General features: G+C 71.2%; 18 protein-coding genes and 1 tRNA gene. 4 read left to right on the plus strand and 15 right to left on the minus strand.

The window, feature by feature from the left end; translation table 11 throughout:
• Positions 1-155: 155 nt before the first annotated feature.
• The 3 genes from prfB to AB0I03_RS12620 all read right to left on the minus strand — a co-directional run bounded on the left by prfB (position 156) and on the right by AB0I03_RS12620 (position 3,522).
• Complete coding sequence (gene prfB, locus AB0I03_RS12610) at positions 156-1,274, minus strand: peptide chain release factor 2 (protein ID WP_360410862.1); 1,119 nt, start codon at positions 1,272-1,274, stop codon at positions 156-158.
• A gap of 124 nt (positions 1,275-1,398) precedes the next feature.
• Positions 1,399-1,902, minus strand: a complete 504-nt coding sequence (locus AB0I03_RS12615) for a PadR family transcriptional regulator (RefSeq protein WP_030155315.1) — start codon at positions 1,900-1,902, stop codon at positions 1,399-1,401.
• Between the two features lie 252 nt (positions 1,903-2,154).
• Positions 2,155-3,522 (minus strand): protein kinase, encoded by a 1,368-nt coding sequence (locus tag AB0I03_RS12620; protein ID WP_360410865.1) that lies wholly within the window; start codon positions 3,520-3,522, stop codon positions 2,155-2,157.
• Between the two features lie 247 nt (positions 3,523-3,769).
• Between AB0I03_RS12620 and AB0I03_RS12625 the strand changes: the two genes are divergently transcribed.
• Positions 3,770-4,579, plus strand: coding sequence for a protein phosphatase 2C domain-containing protein (locus AB0I03_RS12625; protein WP_360410868.1), 810 nt, complete (start codon positions 3,770-3,772; stop codon positions 4,577-4,579).
• A 37-nt stretch (positions 4,580-4,616) separates the two neighbouring features.
• On the opposite strand, the gene AB0I03_RS12630 is transcribed toward AB0I03_RS12625, so the two are convergent.
• Positions 4,617-5,309, minus strand: coding sequence for a TetR/AcrR family transcriptional regulator (locus AB0I03_RS12630; RefSeq protein ID WP_360410871.1), 693 nt, complete (start codon positions 5,307-5,309; stop codon positions 4,617-4,619).
• A 119-nt stretch (positions 5,310-5,428) separates the two neighbouring features.
• Here AB0I03_RS12630 and AB0I03_RS12635 point away from each other — a divergent pair, with 119 nt between their 5' ends.
• Positions 5,429-6,103, plus strand: a complete 675-nt coding sequence (locus AB0I03_RS12635; protein ID WP_360410875.1) for a hypothetical protein — start codon at positions 5,429-5,431, stop codon at positions 6,101-6,103.
• Positions 6,104-6,300: 197 nt separating this feature from the next.
• Here AB0I03_RS12635 and AB0I03_RS12640 read toward each other — a convergent pair whose 3' ends face one another.
• The 4 genes from AB0I03_RS12640 to eno form a co-directional block, all read right to left on the minus strand.
• Positions 6,301-7,221: a Ppx/GppA phosphatase family protein gene (locus AB0I03_RS12640; RefSeq protein WP_360410878.1), complete on the minus strand. Its 921-nt coding sequence runs from the start codon at positions 7,219-7,221 to the stop codon at positions 6,301-6,303.
• Positions 7,218-7,751: a DUF501 domain-containing protein gene (locus AB0I03_RS12645; protein WP_360410881.1), complete on the minus strand. Its 534-nt coding sequence runs from the start codon at positions 7,749-7,751 to the stop codon at positions 7,218-7,220. The genes AB0I03_RS12640 and AB0I03_RS12645 overlap by 4 nt, the downstream gene beginning before the upstream one ends.
• 55 nt (positions 7,752-7,806) lie before the next feature.
• A complete protein-coding gene (locus tag AB0I03_RS12650; RefSeq protein ID WP_360410884.1) occupies positions 7,807-8,331 on the minus strand; it encodes a septum formation initiator family protein in 525 nt (174 codons plus the stop codon).
• A gap of 113 nt (positions 8,332-8,444) precedes the next feature.
• Positions 8,445-9,725 carry a phosphopyruvate hydratase gene (eno, locus tag AB0I03_RS12655; protein WP_360410887.1) on the minus strand — a complete coding sequence of 427 codons (1,281 nt, stop codon included), beginning with the start codon at positions 9,723-9,725 and terminating at the stop codon, positions 8,445-8,447.
• A gap of 338 nt (positions 9,726-10,063) precedes the next feature.
• Here eno and AB0I03_RS12660 point away from each other — a divergent pair, with 338 nt between their 5' ends.
• Together AB0I03_RS12660 and AB0I03_RS12665 are read left to right on the plus strand one after the other, a co-directional pair.
• Positions 10,064-10,696 (plus strand): hypothetical protein, encoded by a 633-nt coding sequence (locus AB0I03_RS12660; RefSeq protein ID WP_360410890.1) that lies wholly within the window; start codon positions 10,064-10,066, stop codon positions 10,694-10,696.
• Between the two features lie 229 nt (positions 10,697-10,925).
• Positions 10,926-10,998: transfer RNA gene (locus tag AB0I03_RS12665), tRNA-Glu, on the plus strand.
• Positions 10,999-11,158: 160 nt separating this feature from the next.
• Here the strand turns inward: AB0I03_RS12665 and AB0I03_RS12670 are convergent.
• The 7 genes from AB0I03_RS12670 to AB0I03_RS12700 form a co-directional block, all read right to left on the minus strand.
• Positions 11,159-11,920: an ABC transporter ATP-binding protein gene (locus tag AB0I03_RS12670; RefSeq protein WP_360410893.1), complete on the minus strand. Its 762-nt coding sequence runs from the start codon at positions 11,918-11,920 to the stop codon at positions 11,159-11,161.
• A complete protein-coding gene (locus AB0I03_RS12675; protein WP_360410896.1) occupies positions 11,917-12,981 on the minus strand; it encodes an iron ABC transporter permease in 1,065 nt (354 codons plus the stop codon). Before AB0I03_RS12675 ends, AB0I03_RS12670 begins: the two co-directional genes overlap by 4 nt.
• Positions 12,959-14,047, minus strand: coding sequence for an ABC transporter substrate-binding protein (locus tag AB0I03_RS12680; protein ID WP_360410899.1), 1,089 nt, complete (start codon positions 14,045-14,047; stop codon positions 12,959-12,961). The genes AB0I03_RS12675 and AB0I03_RS12680 overlap by 23 nt, the downstream gene beginning before the upstream one ends.
• Positions 14,048-14,127: 80 nt before the next feature.
• Entirely contained in the window at positions 14,128-16,401 is a 2,274-nt protein-coding gene (locus tag AB0I03_RS12685; protein ID WP_360410902.1) for a heavy metal translocating P-type ATPase, read from the minus strand.
• Positions 16,398-18,350 (minus strand): cytochrome c oxidase assembly protein, encoded by a 1,953-nt coding sequence (locus tag AB0I03_RS12690; RefSeq protein ID WP_360410905.1) that lies wholly within the window; start codon positions 18,348-18,350, stop codon positions 16,398-16,400. The genes AB0I03_RS12685 and AB0I03_RS12690 overlap by 4 nt, the downstream gene beginning before the upstream one ends.
• 210 nt (positions 18,351-18,560) lie before the next feature.
• Positions 18,561-19,376: a M48 family metalloprotease gene (locus tag AB0I03_RS12695; RefSeq protein ID WP_360410908.1), complete on the minus strand. Its 816-nt coding sequence runs from the start codon at positions 19,374-19,376 to the stop codon at positions 18,561-18,563.
• Entirely contained in the window at positions 19,373-19,771 is a 399-nt protein-coding gene (locus tag AB0I03_RS12700) for a BlaI/MecI/CopY family transcriptional regulator (RefSeq protein ID WP_360410911.1), read from the minus strand. The genes AB0I03_RS12695 and AB0I03_RS12700 overlap by 4 nt, the downstream gene beginning before the upstream one ends.
• Positions 19,772-19,808 lie beyond the last annotated feature (37 nt).

The following is a 19,808-nucleotide window of genomic DNA, read 5'->3' on the forward strand; positions in this document are numbered from 1 at the left end:
TGCAAGGGTTACGACGCGATTTCATCCGAACGGGGGAAGTCCGCATGGTCAGGCGGCCCATGAATGCTCGTCGGAGCGTCACGGATCCGCCACGAAGGGCCGCCGCATCGGATCGTAGATCCTATTTCCTATAGGATCCACGATCCGGCGGGCTCCTACGAGGTGGACTTCTCGCCGCTCTTGCGCCAGCGGATGCCGGCCTCCAGGAAGCCGTCGATGTTGCCGTCGTAGACGCCCTTGACGTCGGCCGTCTCGAAGCCGGTGCGCAGGTCCTTGACCATCTGGTACGGGTGCTCCACGTAGGAGCGCATCTGGTCGCCCCACGAGGCCGTGGCCGAGCCGCGCAGCTCGTCGACCTTCGCCCGCTCCTCGTCGCGCTTGCGCTGGAGGAGCTTGGCCTTGAGGACGCCCATGGCGGTGGCCTTGTTCTGCAGCTGCGAGCGCTCGTTCTGGCAGGAGACGACGATGCCCGTGGGGAGGTGGGTCAGGCGCACCGCCGAGTCGGTGGTGTTGACGCCCTGCCCGCCGGGGCCCGAGGAGCGGTAGACGTCCACGCGGATCTCGTCCTCGGGGATGTCCTCGATCTCGTCGGTCTGCTCCAGGGCCGGCACGACCTCGACGGCGGCGAAGCCGGTCTGGCGGCGGCCCTGGTTGTCGTACTTGCTGATGCGGACGACGCGGTGCGTGCCCTGCTCGACCGAGAGGTGCCCGTACGCGTACGGGCCGTTCACGGCGAACGTGGCGGAGCGGATCCCGGCCTCTTCGGCGTAGGAGATGTCGTAGACCTCCGTGCCGAAGTTGTGGGACTCGGACCACCGCAGGTACATGCGCATGAGCTGCTCGGCGAAGTCGCAGGCGTCGGCCCCGCCCGCGCCGGAGCGCACGGTCACGACGGAGTCGCGCTCGTCGTACTCACCGGAGAGGAGGGTGCGCACCTCGAGCTCGTCGACGGCCTTGCGGATCGAGTCGAGCTCGGTGGCCGCCTCGGCGGCCGCGCCCGGGTCGGACTCGTCGTCGGCCAGCTCGAACATGATGGCGACGTCGTCCATGCGGTCGTGCAGCGACGCGAGCTTCTTGAGCTCGGCCTGCACATAGGAGAGGCGGGACGTGATCTTCTGGGCCTGTGTGGTGTCGTCCCACAGCCCGGGGTCGGCAGCCGCGGCCTCGAGTTCGGCCAGCTCGCGCCGGAGCGCGGGGAGGTCGAGGACGGCCTCGACGCTGCTGAGCGTCGCCTTCAGTTCACGGAGATCGGCGGAAACATCGACACTGGTCACAACAGATCAGACTACGCCTGTATTCGGGCTCATACGAAACGGGACGCGAGCCCCCGGTGGGGCCGCGTCCCGTTCGTGCTTGATCGTCGTACCCCGGGTCGCTACCCGGGTGTGGTGCCTGTCGCTATCGCTTCTTCAGCCAGCTGAGCGCCGAACGGTGGTAGCCGATCGCGAACTCCATCGCGATCGCCGCGTTCGGGTCCTCGTCCGCGTAGTCCTTCGCAGCGGCGCGGGCCTCTGCCAAGGCCTCCTGGTGCTGCTCGGTCGCGTCGGCGAACATCTCCTCGGCGGTGTCCTTGGAGAGGTAGTCGAGGAAGGCCGTGCGCAGCGCGACGGGGTCGCGCAGCTGGCCGATTCGGGCCGGCTCGTTGAGCCAGCGGGTGAACGCCCGCTTGCCGTTGGCGCTGATCGTGTAGGGCACCGAGGCTCGGGGCCCGGGCTTCCCGACGCGGACGAGTCCGCCTTCGGCCAGCGCCGGGAGTTCGCGGTAGACCTGCGAACGCGTCATGGTCCAGTACGGACCGAGGCGACGGGTCGCCTCCGCCATGAGTTGTCCGCCGGTCATCGGTCCTTCGTGTAGCAAGCCCAGCAATGCTGCTGAGGTTGCGTTGAGTTCTTTTCCTGCCATGCCCGACAGGATGCCATGTGGATGGCGTCATGACAAGTGGACAGCTCCAATGTGTCGATAGACCGTTACCGATACTTGATTGGATGCGTTCACCGATTACGCTGCATGCCTTGTGAAACGGTCGGAGTGGTCCGCTGGATTGCAACGCCTGTTTCGAGAATTCCAATCATGTGATCCCGATCGCCCCCTTGGGTTGCGATGACCCGGTGTTGCCCGGCGGTCACGGATCATTATCGACTGTCGCTGCCGCTTTCAGTTGCGGGGCATCGGGGATCCGATGAGATCCGATCCGGGCGAGTCGTCGTCGGAACTGCCCTCAGTGGAATCATCGCCGCCGTCTTCCGATTCGGACATTTCATCCGAATTCTGGTCAGGTGACTCGCTGTCGAGGTCCGGCCCTTGAGGAGTGGCGGCCTCTTCACTGGGAGTGGCGCTCGGTTCGGGGCTCGGTTCCGTTGACGCGGCGGAGGTCTCGTCCTCGACGGGCGCGGTCTCGCTCGCACTTTGCGACGGATCGGCCACATCGTCCTCATCCGGCAGATCCGGGCGGGTAACCACCAGGAAGGCCCAGATCACGGCGATCACGACGAAGCATCCGGCTGCCGCGAGGCCGATGACCCAGCCGCGGCCGAGCTTCTCGCCGTCCTTGCCGTACACCGCTCCCCCGCGGTCGTTCCCGTCGGACAGGCCCGCTTCGGGTGCGGTGAGCATCGCGCCGAGCGCGCCCGCCTCGATCTCGGGCGCCTGGGGTGTCACGGGGTCGTAGGTGAAGGTGGCGGTCGCGTCCCGCTCCTTGAGTTTGGGCGTGATCGGCGCAGTCGGCTGGTTGGACAGGCGCGGGGCGAGGCGGCGCAGGTCGGCGGCGACCGCGTCGAGGTCGCCGCGGGCGCGCGGGTCCAGGGCGAGGAGCATCTCGACGATCCGCCACAGCTCGGCGTCCACGGCGACGGGCTTGACCGGGATCTGCGTCAGGTGGCGCTCGACCACATCGGTGATCGAGCCGCCGCGGTAGGCGCTGTGCGCGGTGAGCGCCTCGTAGAGGACCAGGCCGAGCGCGTAGTTGTCCACGCCGGGGCTGGCGGAGTCGCCCGAGGCGACCTCGGGGGCGATGTACTCGGGCGTGCCGTGTGAGGGCGCGGTCTTGGACGCGGCGGCGCGCGCGATGCCGAAGTCGATGAACTTCAGGCCCTCGGACCCGGCCAGCATGAGGTTGCCGGGCTTGACGTCCCCGTGGCGGTATCCGGCCCGGTGGATCGCCGCGAGGGTCTCGGCGGCGCCCGCGCAGCGGCGCGCGGCCTCGGCGGCCGAGAGCGGCCCGTGGAGGCGCAGGTGCTCGCGCAGGTCGAGCCCGTCGATGAACTCGAGGACGACCGCGCACACGGCGTCGGTGACGATGAAGTCCTTCACCGACACCACGCCGGGGTGGTCGAGGGTGCGCAGGATGCCGGCCTCGGCCCGGAAGCTCTCGAAGATCTCCTCCTCGCCCCGCAGCTCCGGGCGGAGGATCTTCACGGCCACGTGGTCGCCGGTGACCTGGTCCAGGGCCCGCCACACGACGCCGACCGCGCCGCGCGCGATCTCGTGCTCCAGGACGTACCGGTCGGCCAGAACCGTCTGCATGGGTGCTCCTCGAGGGCTGGCAAGGCGGGCTGAATCCACTGTAAAGGTGGTGTCCTCGCAGCTCAGCACCGGAGTCGCAGGGTGGCACGAACGGGGGATACACCGCAGTGCGGGCGAGGGCGGGCGCACCGGGATCAACGGTCGCATGCTGTGAGTGGCGGGACACTACACTTGCGCCCATGTCCCTCGAACGGCCAAGCTTTGAACAGACAGCCGAATCCCGGTGCGGAATCAGTGGTGATCGCCTGTGACCGAATTGCGTTGGCGCTACGGCGCCGCGACCGACGTGGGCAAAGTCCGCGACCTGAATGAGGACTCCCACCTCGCGTCGCGCAGGCTCCTCGCGGTCGCCGACGGCGTGGGCGGCGCGGCCGCCGGCGAGGTCGCCAGCGGCGTGACCATCGCCGAGGTGACACGGCTCGCCCGCCGCTCCCCCGTCGAGGCCACCGCCGAACTGGGCGCGGTCGTCGAGGCCGCCCGCGACCGCATCCGCGCGGCCGTCGCCGAGAACCCCGAGTCCGAGGGCATGGCGACCACGCTCACCGGACTGTGGCTGGGCGACAACGCGGTCGACATCGTCCACATCGGAGACTCCCGGGCGTACCAGGTGCGCGGCGAGGACTTCGTGCAGGTCACGGTGGACGACTCGTACGTCCAGCACCTCGTCGACGAAGGCGCGATCACCCCCGCCGAAGCCCAGGACCACCCGTACAAGTCCGTCGTCACCCGCGTGCTCCAGGCCAACCCCGCCCCGGCGCACTTCGAGACCCGCCCGGCCCTCATCGGCGACCGGTACATGCTCTGCTCCGACGGCCTCAGCGACGTGGTCGACGACGCCGTGATCGAGAACGTCCTCCGCGACTTCGCCGACCCCCAGGCCGCCGCGGACGAGCTCGTGCGCCTCGCCCTCGAAGGCGGCGGGCCGGACAACGTCACCGTCGTCGTCGGCGATGTGGCCGAGCACAAGCCGCTGCGGCGCTGGCCGTGGATCGTCGCCGCTATCGGCGTCGTGCTGGTGATCGCGGCGATCGTGGTCGCGCTGGCCCTCGGGAACTGAGCGCAGACCGCCACGGCTGTGACGGCGCCGGACCGCCTCAGCTGAACGGCAGGCCGATGTACGCGCCTTCGGTGCGGGCCGTGTGGTCGAAGAACAGGGCGTCGTCGGCGGTGACGTTCGCGAGGTGGCCGTGCAGCTCGTAGCCGATGATGCCCACGAGGCGGTTCCAGCAGAAGATGAGCCGGGCGACCTCGTCGGGGCTGAACTGCTCGCCGGCCAGGAGCGTCAGCATGCCCGGCGCGATGGCCTCGGTGGGGCAGATCGGACCGGTTGCGGGCGTGAGGTTTCCGTCCCGCCGGGTGTCGGCGACGATCCGTGCGAGGGTGAGCGGCATGCGGCCGGCGACCTCGATGGTGATGTGCGGGGCGGCGTAGCCGGGGACGGGCGTGCCGAAGATGAGCGCGTACTCGTGCCGGTGGGCCAGGGACCACTCCCGCACCGCACGCCAGACGGCGAGCCAGCGCTCCTGCGGCGCGGCGCCGGGGCGGTCGGCGTTCTCGGCGGCTTCGCCGATCTCGCTGTAGGACTGCACTATCAGGGCGGTGAGGAGTTCATCGCGGCTGGCGAAGTAGCGGTAGACGGCCGAGGAGGCCATCCCGAGCTCCCGGGCGACTGAGCGCAGCGAGAGCAGGGCGGCGCCCTCTTCGCGGAGCTGGCGGCGGGCCGCGGCGAGGATCTCGGCGGTGAGCTCGGCGCGGGCGCGCTCTCTGGCGGTTCTCGGCGCGTTCATCAGGCCAGTGTACCGAAACGAGAGCACCGCTCTTGCATTGCCGGCGCGCGTGTGCAATCATTGCTCTCAACAGAGAGCAGTGCTCTCGAATATGAGCAGTGAACCCCTAAGGAGCAGTCATGTCCAAGCCCCCGACCGACCCCCGAGCCCGCATGGGCGCCTTGGCATTCGGACTCGCCGGCGTCCTCTTCGCCATCTACGAGGCCGCCGCGCCGCGCGTCGACCAGACCACGCTCGAAGGGGCCGAGTCCTGGACCAGCGCCGGCTGGTCGGTCGCCCACCTCGCTGCGATCGTGGGCCTCATCCTCTTCCCGCTCGGCTACGGCGCCCTGCGCGGCCACCTCGAGGGCACCCGGAACGAGAAGACGGCCTTCATCGCCGCGACGATCGGCTACATCGGTTCGGCCCTGACGATCTCGTACTACGGCGCGGAGGTCTACGGCCTCAAGGCGATCGGCGAGCGGGCCGTCGAAAACGGCGACGCGACGATGACCGAGGTCGGCGAGGCGTTCCGGTACGACCCGACCGCGATGGGCGTCTTCCTGATCGGCCTCGTGCTGATCGCGGTCGCCGCAGTACTGGCGGCGGTGGCGGTGTGGCGCTCGGGCACGCTGCACAAGTGGAGCGCCGTCCCGCTCGCGGTACTCCTGGCGACGATGCTCCCGCAGTACTTCCTGCCGCACAGCGGCCGGATCGCCTGGGGCGCAATGGTGACGGTCGCGGCGCTCTGGCTCGCGGCCGAGATGTGGCGGGCCTCGGCGAAGGCGCCGGAGCGGGAACTCCAGAACGCGTAGGCCTCAGCGCCGGAATATCCCAATATTTCCGGCGCTGGCCTTCAAATCGGACATCCCTGGGCCCCCCAATTCCCATGGTTGCAGAGGGGTCCGACAACACCCCGAAGGCGAGCGCATCCGCTCGACCGCGAGCGCACCTCACCAACACGAAGGCGGCCCCGCAGACGCGGGGCCGCCTTCGTGTCGTCTTGCTTCGCTTATGCCGACAGGGCGATGCCGTCGAGGATGTCGTGCTCGCTGATGAGCACCGAGCCGATGCCGCTGCGCTCCATGATCGTTCGCAGCACGAGCGCGCCGCCGACGATGACGTCCGCGCGGCCCGGGTGCATCACCGGGATCGCCAGGCGCGCTTCGTGGTCCGCGGCGGCCAGATCGGCGGTCACCTGCGCGACCTGCTCGTACGAGAGCCGGGTACCGTCGATCGCCGCCGCGTCATAGGCCTTGAGTCCCAAGGCGATCGCGGCGATAGTGGTCGCCGTCCCCGCCACGGCCACGAGCTCCGTGGCCTCGCGGTCCGCGTCGGCGACCGCCAGTGCCCCGTCGGCGATGCCGGTGATGTCGGTGACGGCCTCGGCGACCTCGTCCGCCTGCGGCGGGTCGGATCGCAAGTGCCGCTCGGTCATCCGCACGCAGCCCACGTTCACCGAGATCGCGGCCACCACATCGGCCCCGGTGCCGCGCACGAACTCGGTCGAGCCGCCGCCGATGTCGATGAGCAGGCGCTGTCCTTCATGGACAGGCAGCGTCGCGACCGCGCCGGTGAAGGAGAGGCGGGCCTCCTCGTCGCCGGAGATGACCTCGGGGTCCTGGCCGAGCTCGGCCAGGACCATGGCCTTGAAGTCGGCGGCGTTCGCGGCGTCGCGGCTCGCGGAGGTCGCGACCATGCGCACCGCCTCGACCCCGTGCTCGCGGATCTGGGCGGTGTAGTCGGCCAGCGCGACGCGGGTGCGTTCGAGCGCGGCGTCGGAGAGGCGTCCGGTGCGGTCGACGCCTTCGCCGAGGCGCACGACCTCCATGCGGCGCACCACGTCGTGGAGGCGTCCCGCATCGTCGACGTCGGCGATGAGGAGGCGGATGGAGTTGGTGCCGCAGTCGATGCCGGCCACGCGGCGGGTCATTCGTCCTCCTCGGTTCCCGTGGCGCAGCTGCTGCGCTGCCACCATTCGGGGAGCATCTCGATGGCCTGGTCGCCCATGGGGCTGACGCCGGGTCCCGCGGCGAGAGCGTGGCCGACGAGGGCGTGCAGGCATTTGACGCGGTCGGGCAGTCCGCCGGCGGAGATGCCGGCGATCTCGGGTACGTCGCCGAGCCTGGCGCGGCGGGCGAGGTAGTCCTCGTGCGCGCGGCGGTGCTGCGCGGCGAGCTCGGGGTCGTCGCCCAGGGCGGCGTTCATGTCCTTCATGACCCCGCCGCCTTCGAGGCGGCCGATGGCCGAGGCGGCCTTCGGGCAGGTCAGGTAGTACGTGGTCGGGAAGGGCGTGCCGTCGGGCAGGCGCGGTTCGGTCTCGACCACGGCGGGCTGGCCGCACGGGCAGCGCCACGCGACGGCGTGGGCGCCGCGGATGGGGCGTCCGAGCTGCTTGCGAACGGCTGCGGCGTCGGCCTCGGTGACGGGTTCGGGCCGCTGGGGCCAGTCGGCGGGCTTCACAGCGTTCCGCCGTTCGGTGCCGTCGTCGATGGTGCGTCCTGCGGTGGCACGGCCTTCACTCTGCTGGTTCCTCTGTTTCGTCTGGTTCGAGCCGGTCAGCGTCTGCAAAGGTATCGGCCAGCTCGTCGTACCAGGTCGTGTCCTCGGCCGCTTCGTCGTCTGCGCCACCGGTGTGCTTGGGGTCGTCCTCGTCGATGACGATGACGAGGTCCTCACCGGGCTGGACGAGGAGGAGGCTGGAGCGGATCTGGGCCTTGACGTACTCGGGGTCGTCCCATTTGGCGCGCTCGGCCGCGAGCTCCTCGATGTTCTCGGACTGGGCCGACTGCTCGGCCTCGAGCCGGTTGATCTCGATGCGCTGCTCGACGTAGGTCCGCAGCGGGTAGGCGTAGGCGAGGGCCAGCGCGGAGAGGACGAGGGCGACGATCGCGGCGCGGCGGGAGACCTTGCGGCCGGGGCGGTAGCGGACCCGCTTGACCTCGGCGCGGCCGGTCCCGGGGGCGGGCCGGCGGGCGGCACGGGTGCGGCCGGGTCCGGTGGACCGTGCTCCCGGGTGGCTTGGTCGGCGGCTCGCGTTCACGGGCCCAGCCTAGTCGATCGGGGCAGGCCGAAGGCCCCCGCGCCAGCTTCGGCGACGCTTTGCGGGGCGTCGATCGGCTCGGCGCGGGGGCCTGTCGGTTCGCGGTGTCGCCGCTACTTCCCGAACTTGGGGAACGCCGAGGCGCCGGCGTAGCGGGCGGCGTCGCCGAGGTCTTCCTCGATGCGCAGCAGCTGGTTGTACTTGGCGACGCGGTCCGAGCGGGCCGGGGCGCCGGTCTTGATCTGGCCGCAGGACATCGCGACGGCCAGGTCGGCGATCGTGGTGTCCTCGGTCTCACCGGAGCGGTGGCTCATCATGCAGCCGAAGCCCGCGCGGTGGGCCATCTCGACGGCGTCGGTGGTCTCGGTGAGCGTGCCGATCTGGTTCACCTTGACGAGGAGGCCGTTGGCGGCCTTCTCGTCGATGCCGCGGCGGATGCGCTCGGGGTTGGTGACGAACAGGTCGTCGCCGACGATCTGCAGGCGGGAGCCGACCTTCGCGGTGAGCGCGGACCAGCCGGCCCAGTCGTCCTCGGAGAGCGGGTCCTCGATGGACACGAACGGGTAGGCGCCGATGAGCTCCTCGTAGTAGGCGCTCATCTCCTCGCCGGACTTCTTCTGGCCCTCGAAGAGGTAGGCGCCGTCGGTGTAGAACTCGGTGGCGGCCACGTCCATCGCGAAGGCGATGTCGGTGCCGAGCTTGTAGCCGGCCTTCTCGACGGCGACCGCGATCAGGTCGAGCGCGGCGCGGTTCGAGTCGAGGTTCGGGGCGAAGCCGCCCTCGTCGCCGAGGCCGGTGGAGAGGCCGCGCTCCTTGAGGACCGACTTGAGCGCGTGGTAGGTCTCCGCGCCCCAGCGCAGGGCCTCCTTGAAGGTGGGGGCGCCGATCGGGGCGACCATGAACTCCTGCACGTCGACGTTGGAGTCCGCGTGGGAGCCGCCGTTGAGGATGTTCATCATCGGCACCGGGAGCAGGTGCGCGTTCGGGCCGCCCAGGTAGCGGTAGAGCGGCAGCTCGGCGGAGTCGGCGGCGGCCTTGGCCGCGGCCAGGGAGGCGCCGAGGATCGCGTTCGCGCCCAGGTTGGACTTGTCGGGGGTGCCGTCGGCGTCGAGGAGGGCCTGGTCGACCAGGCGCTGCTCGGAGGCCTCGATGTCGATCAGGGCCTCGCGGATCGGGCCGTTGACGTTGTCGACGGCCTTCTCGACGCCCTTGCCGAGGTAGCGCTTCTTGTCGCCGTCGCGCAGCTCGATGGCTTCGAAGGCGCCGGTGGAGGCGCCGGACGGGACGGCCGCCCGCTGCAGCGTGTCGTCGTCGAGCAGGATCTCCACTTCGACGGTGGGGTTCCCGCGGGAGTCGAGGATCTCCCTTGCCCGGATGTCTTCAATTGCAGCCACTGTCACTCCTGAAATAGCCGAATCTGACGACCGGCCCCATTACCGGGCCGTGTCCGAAGGATTTCGGCCGACCCGACACTGCGTCGGCCACAGCTCCCGAGGATACGCCCTGTGCGGGTCGGCGATGCCTCCGAGCCGCTAAAAGGGCGCGTCCTGCCGCTGCCGCGCGTCGGGAATTGGTGTTGCCCGCGACGCGGGCGCTCGTGTTACATGGGGCGTGGACGGACCGCTATATGGTGGAGTCCTATCTCAGATCAGACACCTGTGCTAGGCGTGCCCCCGGATGCCGCCGCGCTACGGCAATCCCCCCTCGCCTCGCGCAATGGAAGTGGAGCCCCATGATCCTGCAGAAGCCCCTGCGGCACTGCGCTGTATTGAGCGCGGCGGCGGTCCTCGCCCTCGCCGGCTGCTCGGACCAGGCGGAAGGCGGTGAGTCGACCTCGGAGGACCAGACCGCGCTCACCGAGTTGAGCGGCCGCCTGGTCGAAGGCGACCAGCCCGCCTACACCGCCGAGTACCTCATCGAGGGCTCGGAGGAGTCGGTCCTGGTCGCGGTGGACCCGGAGGCCGGGACCGCGGCCGTCGTCGTCGGCGAACGGCCCCGCCTGTGGGCCGGGGAGGACCCGGCCGATCTCGCCGTATGGCTGAGCCAGGAGCTCGAGGGCATCCTGCCCCCCGAGGAGACCGTGGCCTCCTGGCTCTCCGAGACCGCTGCGGACCCGTCGGCCTCGACCGAGTTCTCCAACACCACGCTCGCCGGCGAGCTGGCCGACTGCGTCAGCGTGCAGGGCTCGGCGGACTCGGCCGTGGGCGCGTACGAGATCTGCGTGACCACCGTCGGCGTCATCGCCAGCGTCTCCGCGAAGGCCGGCGACACCGCGTACACCGCGAAGCTCGTGAACTACGACGACGGCGTCGACGCCGCCTGGCTCGACGAGATCACCGGCCAGGCCGAGACCGCCAACCAGTAGGATCGCCCGCCGCCCGGCGGCGGATCGCGTTACAGTCGCTCGGCGGGCCGGAGCCCGGTGCCACGGGGGTTCACCTGAGAAGGTGTCGGCACCGGCCCGGCCCGCGCTCGCTCGCGAAGGGCCCTAGGGGTTGGCCGCATCACAAGCGGCATCCCGCTTGCGGACCCCCGGGGCAATCCATGTATAGTTGTCGTCGTTGCCGCGGCAAGCCGCGAACAACACAGGCCAAGCTCCCGTCGTCTAGGGGCCTAGGACGCTGCCCTCTCAAGGCGGAAACGGCGGTTCGAATCCGCTCGGGAGTACAAGTAGATACAAAGCTCAGAAGCCTCGGCCTTGCCGGGGCTTCAATGCTTTTCGGGCGCTGGAACGGCGTCAGGGCTGGTCGCTCGTCGACCGGCGGTATGGCTCCGGGCCCACAGGTCGTCGTTGACGGCCTGTGGGCCTTGATTGCTCGCGGGCTCGTCAGTCCGGCAGCGCGCACGTCAGGTGCGGGCGGCCGGTGAGCGGGTGCGGTGCGATCGCCGAACGCAGCCCGAAGGCGGCCTGGACGGTCGCGGGCGACAGTGCCCGCTCGGGTTCGTCCGCGGCCAGCACCCGGCCTTCGTGGAGGACGGCCACTCGGTCCGCGTGCGCCAGTGCGTGGTCGAGGTCGTGCAGCACGATGATCCGGGTGGTCGCAAGGGAGCGGACGATGGCGAGCAGTTCGAGCTGCGCTCCCGGGTCGAGGTGGTTCGTCGGCTCGTCGAGCAGAAGGACCGGAGCCCCTTGCGCGAGGGCGCGGGCCAGGAGGACCCGCTGGCGCTCACCGCCCGACAGCGAGTCGAAGCGCCGCCCGAGCAGGTGCGCGGCCCCGCACCGCTCCATGGCCGAGCCGATGGCGTCGACGTCGGCGGCCGTCTCCCGCTCGTACCAGCGGTGCTGCCGGGCGGTGGCGACCACGTCGGCGACGCGCAGGCCCCCGGCGGCCGGCTGCTGCTGCGGTACGACACCGCGCAGGGCCGCGACGCGCCGCGGCGAGGCCGCGAGCACGTCGGTGTCACCGATGTGGACAGTGCCGCGGTCGGGGCGGAGCCCGCCGTAGATCACCCGCAGCAGCGTCGACTTCCCCGAGCCGTTCGGGCCGACGATCGCCGTCATCGACCCGTCGGGCACGTCCAAGTCGATGCCCCGCAGCACTTCCGTGCGGCCGAAGGCGGCGGTGATGTCGCGCAGGAGCACCTTCATGCCGCCTCCTTGTCGCGGGCGCGCATGAGCCACAGGAAGAACGGCCCGCCTATGAGCGCGGTGAAGATCGTGATCGGGTACTCGTTCGGGCTGCCGACGGTGCGCGCGACGAGGTCGACCCCGACGAGCATCACGGCACCGCCGAGCGCGGACGCGGGGAGGAGGATCCGGTGGTCGGCGCCCACCGCCAGGCGCATGATGTGCGGGACGATGAGGCCGATGAAGCCGATCCCCCCGGCGACGCTCACGGCGACCGCGGTCAGTACGGCCGAGGCGGCGAGCAGCCCGAGCCGCAGGCGTTTGAGGTCGGCGCCCACGGCGACCGCGTCGTCGTCGCCGAGTGCGAGCGCGTTCAGCGGGCGGCCCTGCGCGAGCAGCCAGGCGCCGACCGCGATGAGTGCGAGGGCCGGGATCGGCAGCGCCTCCCAGCGGGCGCCGGCGAGGCTCCCCATGGTCCAGAACATGATGCCGCGCAGCTCCGCCGGTTCGGCCTGCAGTTGCAGGAAGCTGGTGCCGGCCATCGCGATGTATCCGAGGGCGACGCCGGCGAGCACGAGGCGCGCGTCCGTGAACGAGCCCGCGCGTTGCGCGAAGGCGTAGACCGCGGCCAGCACGGCTGCGGCGGCGATGAACGCCGCGCCCGGGACCGGAAGGCCCCCAAGGGATGCCGCGCCGAGGGCCATCACGGCCACCGCCCCGAGCGAGGCTCCTGAGGAGACGCCGAGGACGTACGGGTCGGCGAGCGGGTTGCGGACGAGTGCTTGCAGGGCCGCCCCGGCGAGCGACAGCATCGCGCCGACGATGACGGCCATCGCCACCCGCGGCAGGCGGAGCGTCCAGACGATGGTGGTCTCCAGCGTCGTGGGGTCGCCGCCGAGGCCCGCTTTGGCGGCGAGCACGGCCCAGATCCGGTCGGGGGCGACCGGGACGGAGCCGACGGCGACGCCGAAGACGGCGAGGACGAGCAGGGCCGCGCCGAGTGCGGTGAGCGACGCGGCGCGGCGGGTCCGGTCGCCGCTCCGCAGGCGGGCCAGGTGCTCAGAAGCGGTCAGGGTGCGCACGCTGGGCGATCTTCTCGATGGCCAGGGCGTTCAGCGGTCCGAGGTAGACACCGTCGGACACGGTCACGTAGTTCCCGGTCTGGCTGGCGGCCCAGTCGGGGTAGGCGTCGAACAGGGCCTGCGCGGCGGCGTCGAGGTCCTCGCCCGGGGTGAACCCGCCGACGACCAGCAGGTCCACGTCGGCTGCGGCCAGCTGCTCCTGGCTCAGCGAGGCGGTGAGCTCGGTGTCGCCGGCGAAGGAGTTGACGGTGCCGGCGCGGTGGAGGACGTCGTCGAAGATGCCGCCGGACATGACCGCGGGCAGGCCGTTGGCGTTCATCATGGACATGCCGGGGTAGACGATCAGCGCGGTGGGCCGTTCGACGCCCTCCACGGCGCTTTCGACCGCGTCGATGCGGGCGCTCAGCCCGGTGACGACGGCTTCGGCCTCGTCCTGGACGTCGAAGACCTTGCCGAGCAGCCGCAGGAAGGCGAACGAGTCCTCGACTGTGGCGTTCTCGAGCGCCTCGCGCTGCTCGGCGGTGGCGTCGGCGGCCCCGAGCGCGCAGTTGGCGGGGTGGATGAGGGTGTTCGCGCCGACAGCGGCGAGCTCGTCTCGGGGAGCGAAGCCGTAGGCGGGGTCGAATCCGCTTGCGGCGGTGGAGATCACGAGGTCGGGTTCGAGCGCGAGCATCTGCTCGGCGGGGACGTCGAAGTTCTCGTTGACGGTGAGGCCGCCGTCGGGCAGCGCCGCGATCCGCTCGACCATCGCGGGGTCCTCGGACATCCCGTACGACTGGACGTTCGCGAGGATCGCGTCCTCGAGGCCGAGGGTCAGGAGCGACTCGACCTCGCCGACCGAGGCGCCGTTCATGATCACCACTTTCTCCGGCGGGGCCTCGAACGTCACTTCGCTGCCGCAGTTCTCGATCGTGAGCGGGTACTCGGTGGCGCCGCCGCCGATGCCGGTGCCGTCGTCGGACGCGCTGTTCGCGGTGCCGGGGGTCTCGGAGCAGGCGGCGACGGCAGCGAGCGCGGCTGCGGTGCAGAGCGCCGCGACGAAGCGGCCGGTGGGGGCGTTCGGCATGGAGGACTTCCGATCTACTCGTTATTCTACAGTTTGTAGAATAGTAAACGGCCCCTTCGCCCCGCGACCGGTGGGCCGCTTCAGACCTCGTCCCGCCGATCGGCGCTTCGCCGTCCGCTGCCGGAGAAGCGGCGCAGCCGCAGGCTGTTGTGGATCACGAGCATCGACGACAGCGACATCGCCGCCGCGGCGATGAGCGGGTTGAGCAGGCCGAGCGCGGCGATGGGGATCGCGGCGACGTTGTATCCGAAGGCCCACGCCAGGTTCCCCTTGATCGTGCGGAGGATGCGGCGGGAGAGCCTGATGGCGTCGGGCACCGCGGAGAGGTCCTCGCGGACCAGGATGATGTCGGCGGACTGGAGCGCGATGTCGGTGCCCGAGGCGAGCGCCAGCCCCAGGTCGGCCTGCGCGAGGGCCGCCGCGTCGTTGACGCCGTCGCCGACCATCGCGACCCGGTGGCCCGCTTCCTGGAGCTCCGCGACGGCCGCGGCCTTTCCGGCGGGCAGGACCCCGGCACGCACCTCCGTGATGCCGAGGCGATCGGCCACCGCACGGCCCGCGGCGGGGCCGTCGCCGGTGAGCAGGATCGTGCGCAGCCCGAGCGCGTGCAGTTGCGCCACGGCCGCGGCGGCGGAGTCCTTGACGGCGTCGGCCAGGCCGAAGACGGCCTCGATCCGGCCCTCGACGGCGACCATCATGAGCGTCTCGCCGTCCGAGCCGATGCCCATCGCGGCCACCCAGGCGGCCTCGGTGAGCACGACGCCGCGATCGTCCATGAGGGACTCGCTACCGACGAGGACCTCCTTCCCGTCGACGACACCGCGGGCTCCGAGACCGGGCATCAGCGCGAAGTCGTCGACCTCCGGCACCTCCAGGCCGAGCTCGGCGGCCCGGTCGACCACGGCTCGGGCGACCGCGTGCGACGCGGGCCGCTCCACGCCCGCCGCCAGTGCGAGCACAGTGGACTCATCGAGGTCGCCGACCATCGCGACGGTGCGGACCGTCATCCGGCCGTCGGTCAGGGTGCCGGTCTTGTCCAGCACGATCGTGTCGATGCGGCCCGAGGCCTCGAGCGCGTCCTGGCCTTTCATGAGGATGCCGAGCTGCGCACCGCGGCCGATGCCGACCATGAGGGCGGTCGGCGTGGCGAGGCCGAGCGCGCACGGGCAGGCGATGATGAGCACCGCGACCGCCGCGCTCACGGCCTCTCCGCCGCTGCCGCCGGCGAGGATCCACGCGAACGCGGTCGCGGAGGCGATCGCGATGACCGCGGGCACGAACACGGCCACGACGCGGTCGGCGAGGCGCTGGACGCGGGCTTTGCGCTCCTGCGCCCGTTCGGCGATCGCGGCCATCCGCGCCAGCTGCGTGGCCGCGCCCGTGGCCCCGACCTCGACGGTGATGACGCCGTCGGTGCTCGCGGTCGCACCGATGACCGCGTCACCGCTGTGGACTTCGCGCGGGACCGGTTCGCCGGTCATGGCGCTGGTGTCGATCGCGGAGCGGCCCGCGACCACCGTGCCGTCGGTGGGGATCGCCTCGCCGGGGAACACCCGGACGTGGTCGCCGATCTGCAGCTCGGAGGTGGGGACGATCCGCTCCTCGCCGTCGCGCAGCAGCCGCGCGGTCGGACTCTCGAGGGCCCGCAGCGCTTCGAGCACGTCGGCGGCGCGCCGCCTGGCCTTGGCCTCGAAGTAGCGGCCGGCGAGCTGGAACGTGGTCATCCCGGCGGCGACGTCCAGGTAGATCGCAGGCGCGCCACCGGGTGCCACGCCGAACCCGAGCCAGTGACCGCCGTCGTCGCCGCCCCAGAGGATCGACGCGACCGCCCAGCCGAACGCGACGGCGATGCCGAGCGAGACGAGGGTGTCCATGGTGACCGTGCCGTGGCGCAGGTTGTTCCACGTTGCACGGTGGAACGGCGCGGCGGCCCACGTCACGATCGGCACCGCCAGGAGGACGCACGCCCACTCCCAGCCCGGGAAGCGCAGACCGGGGACGAGGGCGAGGATGATCGTGGCGTCCATGAGCGGCACGGTCAGGAGTGCGGCGATCGTCAACCGCCGCCGCAGGGACCTGATCCGGTCGAAGGCCGCGGCGCGGGAGCGGCCGTGGTCGGCGCCGACCGGCTGCGCGCGGTAGCCGGCGCGCTCGACGGCGGCGACGGCCTGCGCGGCGTCCTCGATGCCCGTCACCGTGGCGCGCTCGGCCGCGAAGTTCACCGTGGCCGCGGCCCCGGGGACGCGGTTGAGGGCCTTCTCGACTCGGCCCGCGCAGGCCGCGCAGGTCATGCCCTCGATGTCGAGGTCGAACGAGTTCGCCGTCCGCTCGGGGGCGGGTTCCGTGACGGTCATGGTGATCGCGTCTCCTGCGGGCCCGGCGCGCCGGGGCGCTCGGAGAGCGCCTGCAGCATGCGGTTGTACGCCTCGAACTCGTCGTCCAGACCGGTGTCGTAGTGCCGGTCCTTGCGAAGCGCCTCCCGCTCGTCGCTGCGGGCCCATTGCAGCGACAGCGCGATGATGAGGATGAGCAGCGGGATCTCGGCCCCCGCCCAGGCGATGCCGCCGCCGGCGCGCTGCGAGGCGGCCAGGTCGGTCGCCCAGGGCTGGTCGAGATAGTTGTAGAAGGTCTCGGCGATCACTGTGGACATCGACATGAGGATCACGCCGAAGAACGCGTGGAACGGCATCGAGGCGAACACGAAGCCGAGTCGGCCGATGTGCGGCAGTTGGCGCGGCCCGCGGTCGACGCCGACGGCGAGGCTGTAGAACAGGTAGCCGGTGACCAGGAAGTGCACGTTCATGAGCTGGTGCGCCCAGTGGAACCGGATGGCCAGCCCGAACAGCTCCGTCAGGTACAGCCCGTAGTAGGAGCCGACGAACAGCGCGAACACCAGGACCGGGTGGTACGCCAGCGCCCCCGGCCGCCAGCGCATGAGCTCGCCGGTCCACTCGTAGATCCCGACGGGCTCGCCGCGGCCCGCGGGCCGGGCCGCCTTGAGCACCAGCGTCACGGCGCCGCCGAGCGCCATGAGCATCGGCGCGAGCATGTTGAGCCCCATGTGCATGAGCATGTGGAGGGCGAAGTCGGCGCCGGCGTACTTGCCGACGCCGGAACTCGTGGCGACGATGACGGTGGTCCAGCCGAGCATCCAGGCGACGCCGCGGCCGACCGGCCACCGCTCGCCGGACCTGGCGACGCGGATCCACGCGGCGCCGTAGCAGGTGATCGCCGCGAACGCGATGAGGGTGAACAGCAGGTTGGGCCGCCAGGCCGTGAGCAGCGTGCCGAGATCGGGGGCGTCGGGCAGCGTGTAGCCCAGGAAGACCTCGACGAGCTCGGTCGGCACGAAGTACTGCGGCGGCGGGATGCGGCCCATCGCGCCGTGGCAGGCGGCGGTGACGGCCCCGGCCAGGGCGATGACCGCGAGCGGCACGCCCGGACGGGCTCCGGGTCGGCGGGCCAGAACCGCCACTGCTGCGGTGGCGGCCGCGAGGGCGCCGACTGCGAGCAGGCTCCAGCGCCCGGTCGGATTCGACAATGGAGCGAGGCCCGCCATCCTGAACTGGAGGAGGACGAGCGCTGCAGTCGCGAGCAGCGGCAACGCAGCCAAGCTGACCAGTGCGAACCGGCGGACTGCGGGGACCGACGGCGGCGTCCCGCCCGCGGCTCGCAGCGCCAGCACGGTCGCCGCGCCGAAGAAGACGGCCTCGACTACGGCCTGGACCGCGCCGGCGTCGCCGCCGTGGTCGTGTGCGGGCCCGACCAGGATGTCGCCGACGACGACCGGGGCGAGGATCGCGGGTAGGGCAAGTGCGAGCGGCCCGATGAGGTGCCGCCACAGGAACGCGTGCCGCAGCAGGAGGGCGGCGAGTCCGGCCGTCCCGGTGGCGATCATCCAGGCGACCGGGAAGTCGGTGGAGGTCAGCAGGAACGACACGCTCGAGCGCTCGCCGAGGGCCGACAGCTCCTTGCCGCCCGCGTCCGCCGCGGAGAACGGCACCATCGCCGCCGCGGCGAGGGCCCACACGATCGCGGCCCGGCGGGCGACCGTCAGCTCTGGTCCATCGTGGACCGCCTGGGGCCGGGTGCGCCTGGTCGGCAGCAGGAACATGGCGACGCACAGGCCGCCCACGGTGAGCCAGGAGGCGAGCAGCGCCACTGACTGGAGCGCGGTCGCGGCGAGCGCCGTGAACGCCCCCGGGTAGCCGAGGCCCACCTGCGTGAATCCCGTGTCGCCGACGACCGCGGTCGTTGCCAGCGGCGGCACCAGCACGACGGCGTCGACTGCGAGGAGCAGCACCGTGCTTCGCAGTGGTGATCGAGTCGGAACCGGAACCAAGGACTGCGCCTCTCGACAGATGCGGTGAGAACGGCGCTTAATCTATCGGATGTAGAACAGAACGATCATGGACCCGCCGCCGAGTCGCCTCGACGCAGTTCAGAGGCATCGGAATGGAAGCGGTCTCGAGCCGGTTCCTCGATATTCCATCAGGTATCGAACGAGCTGCGCCTAGCGGGATACCACCGCACGCCGCGCCGCACCATGCTGCTGCTCCAGTCGCTTGGCGCGCAGCAGCATCGACTCGTCGTCTTCGAGCGTTCCCAACGTGCGCAACGCGCCCGCGACGGCGGCACCGCACCGCCGGGCGGCCACATCGTCCGCGACGAGTTCGACCAGCAGCGCGCTCGAGCGCATCATCTCGGCAGCCGCCCGCACGCGCGGCAGGCAGGCGGCGTTGACCTCGGCCAACCGCAGCACCAGCCCGTGCCGGAGGTCGACGTGCGCCCGCTCGTGCTCGACGACCGCCGCGAGCTCGGCTCGCGTCAGGGCGCTCGCCGCTCGCGAGGAGACCAGTACGTCCAGGTCAGGGCCTTGCAGCGTGCACGCGAACGCCCGCTCGTAGCGCAGGAAGCCCACGGTGAGGTCGCCGAACCGCTCGGTCCGGTAGCGGAGCCGGCGGACCAGCTCGGTCAGTTCTTCACGGGTCGCCCTCTCGCGCAACAGGATCGGGCGAGTCCGCTCCGTCACGACGAACAGCACCGCGCCCAGCGGGCCGAAACCCAGCCAGCACAGCGCGATCACCGCCAGGAGCCCCATCAGCGAGTCGGAGTCCCGGTGTGCGGCCAAGACCTGATCGAGCGCCGCGGCCACGGCCGCCGCCAGGCTCCCCACCGCCGCGGTCAGGCCGCTGAAGAACATCGCGAACCACACCGCCAGCGCCAGGCCGGGACGGTGGACGCGCCATCGGCCGCGGCCGACCAGCAGCGGGGCGGCGGCCAAAGTCGTCAGCGCGTAGGCGACGAGCGTCAGCGCCAAGGCGATCATTCGCCGCGGTCGACCTTCGGCGGCTTGGGGGCCTTCGGCGTCAGGGCGTCGCGCAGCACCTCGAGGTCCCCCGGGTCGAGGCTGCCGGCGAACTTGAGCAGGGAGGCCCGCCGGTCGCTGGACTCGGTGAGGCTGTCGAGCATCGCCTTGCCCGTGTGCTCCGGGTCGGTCCGCGTGGCCCTGAACCGCATGTTCCGGGCGGCGGTGCCCACGCGCTCGACATCGCCTTTGAGGCGCAGCCGATCGAGCGTGGTCAGGAGCGTCGTGTGGGCGGGCTTGCTGCCCGGGAAGACTTCTAGGATCTCCTTGCCGCTGAGCGGCAGGTCGTTCGCGCGCAGGATCGCGAGGATCTCGCGTTCGAGCTCGCCTTGCGCCCTGCTGCGTTTGCCGGCCATGCATCCTCCCTGCGTTCGATCAGTGAGATTACCCGTG

This window comes from Glycomyces sp. NPDC021274 (assembly GCF_040641195.1).
Taxonomy (GTDB): Bacteria; Actinomycetota; Actinomycetes; order Mycobacteriales; family Micromonosporaceae; genus Glycomyces.

Excerpts from the sequence above, each read along its gene's own strand:
- AB0I03_RS12670 (WP_360410893.1), bottom strand. The coding sequence starts at position 11,920 with ATGAAGGTGCTCCTGCGCGACATCACCGCCGCCTTCGGCCGCACGGAA.
- AB0I03_RS12695 (WP_360410908.1), bottom strand. The coding sequence starts at position 19,376 with ATGATCGCCTTGGCGCTGACGCTCGTCGCCTACGCGCTGACGACTTTG.
- AB0I03_RS12620 (WP_360410865.1), bottom strand. The coding sequence starts at position 3,522 with ATGCAGACGGTTCTGGCCGACCGGTACGTCCTGGAGCACGAGATCGCG.
- AB0I03_RS12635 (WP_360410875.1), top strand. The coding sequence starts at position 5,429 with ATGTCCAAGCCCCCGACCGACCCCCGAGCCCGCATGGGCGCCTTGGCA.
- AB0I03_RS12640 (WP_360410878.1), bottom strand. The coding sequence starts at position 7,221 with ATGACCCGCCGCGTGGCCGGCATCGACTGCGGCACCAACTCCATCCGC.
- AB0I03_RS12680 (WP_360410899.1), bottom strand. The coding sequence starts at position 14,047 with ATGCCGAACGCCCCCACCGGCCGCTTCGTCGCGGCGCTCTGCACCGCA.
- AB0I03_RS12685 (WP_360410902.1), bottom strand. The coding sequence starts at position 16,401 with ATGACCGTCACGGAACCCGCCCCCGAGCGGACGGCGAACTCGTTCGAC.
- AB0I03_RS12630 (WP_360410871.1), bottom strand. The coding sequence starts at position 5,309 with ATGAACGCGCCGAGAACCGCCAGAGAGCGCGCCCGCGCCGAGCTCACC.
- AB0I03_RS12700 (WP_360410911.1), bottom strand. The coding sequence starts at position 19,771 with ATGGCCGGCAAACGCAGCAGGGCGCAAGGCGAGCTCGAACGCGAGATC.
- AB0I03_RS12660 (WP_360410890.1), top strand. The coding sequence starts at position 10,064 with ATGATCCTGCAGAAGCCCCTGCGGCACTGCGCTGTATTGAGCGCGGCG.
- AB0I03_RS12615 (WP_030155315.1), bottom strand. The coding sequence starts at position 1,902 with ATGGCAGGAAAAGAACTCAACGCAACCTCAGCAGCATTGCTGGGCTTG.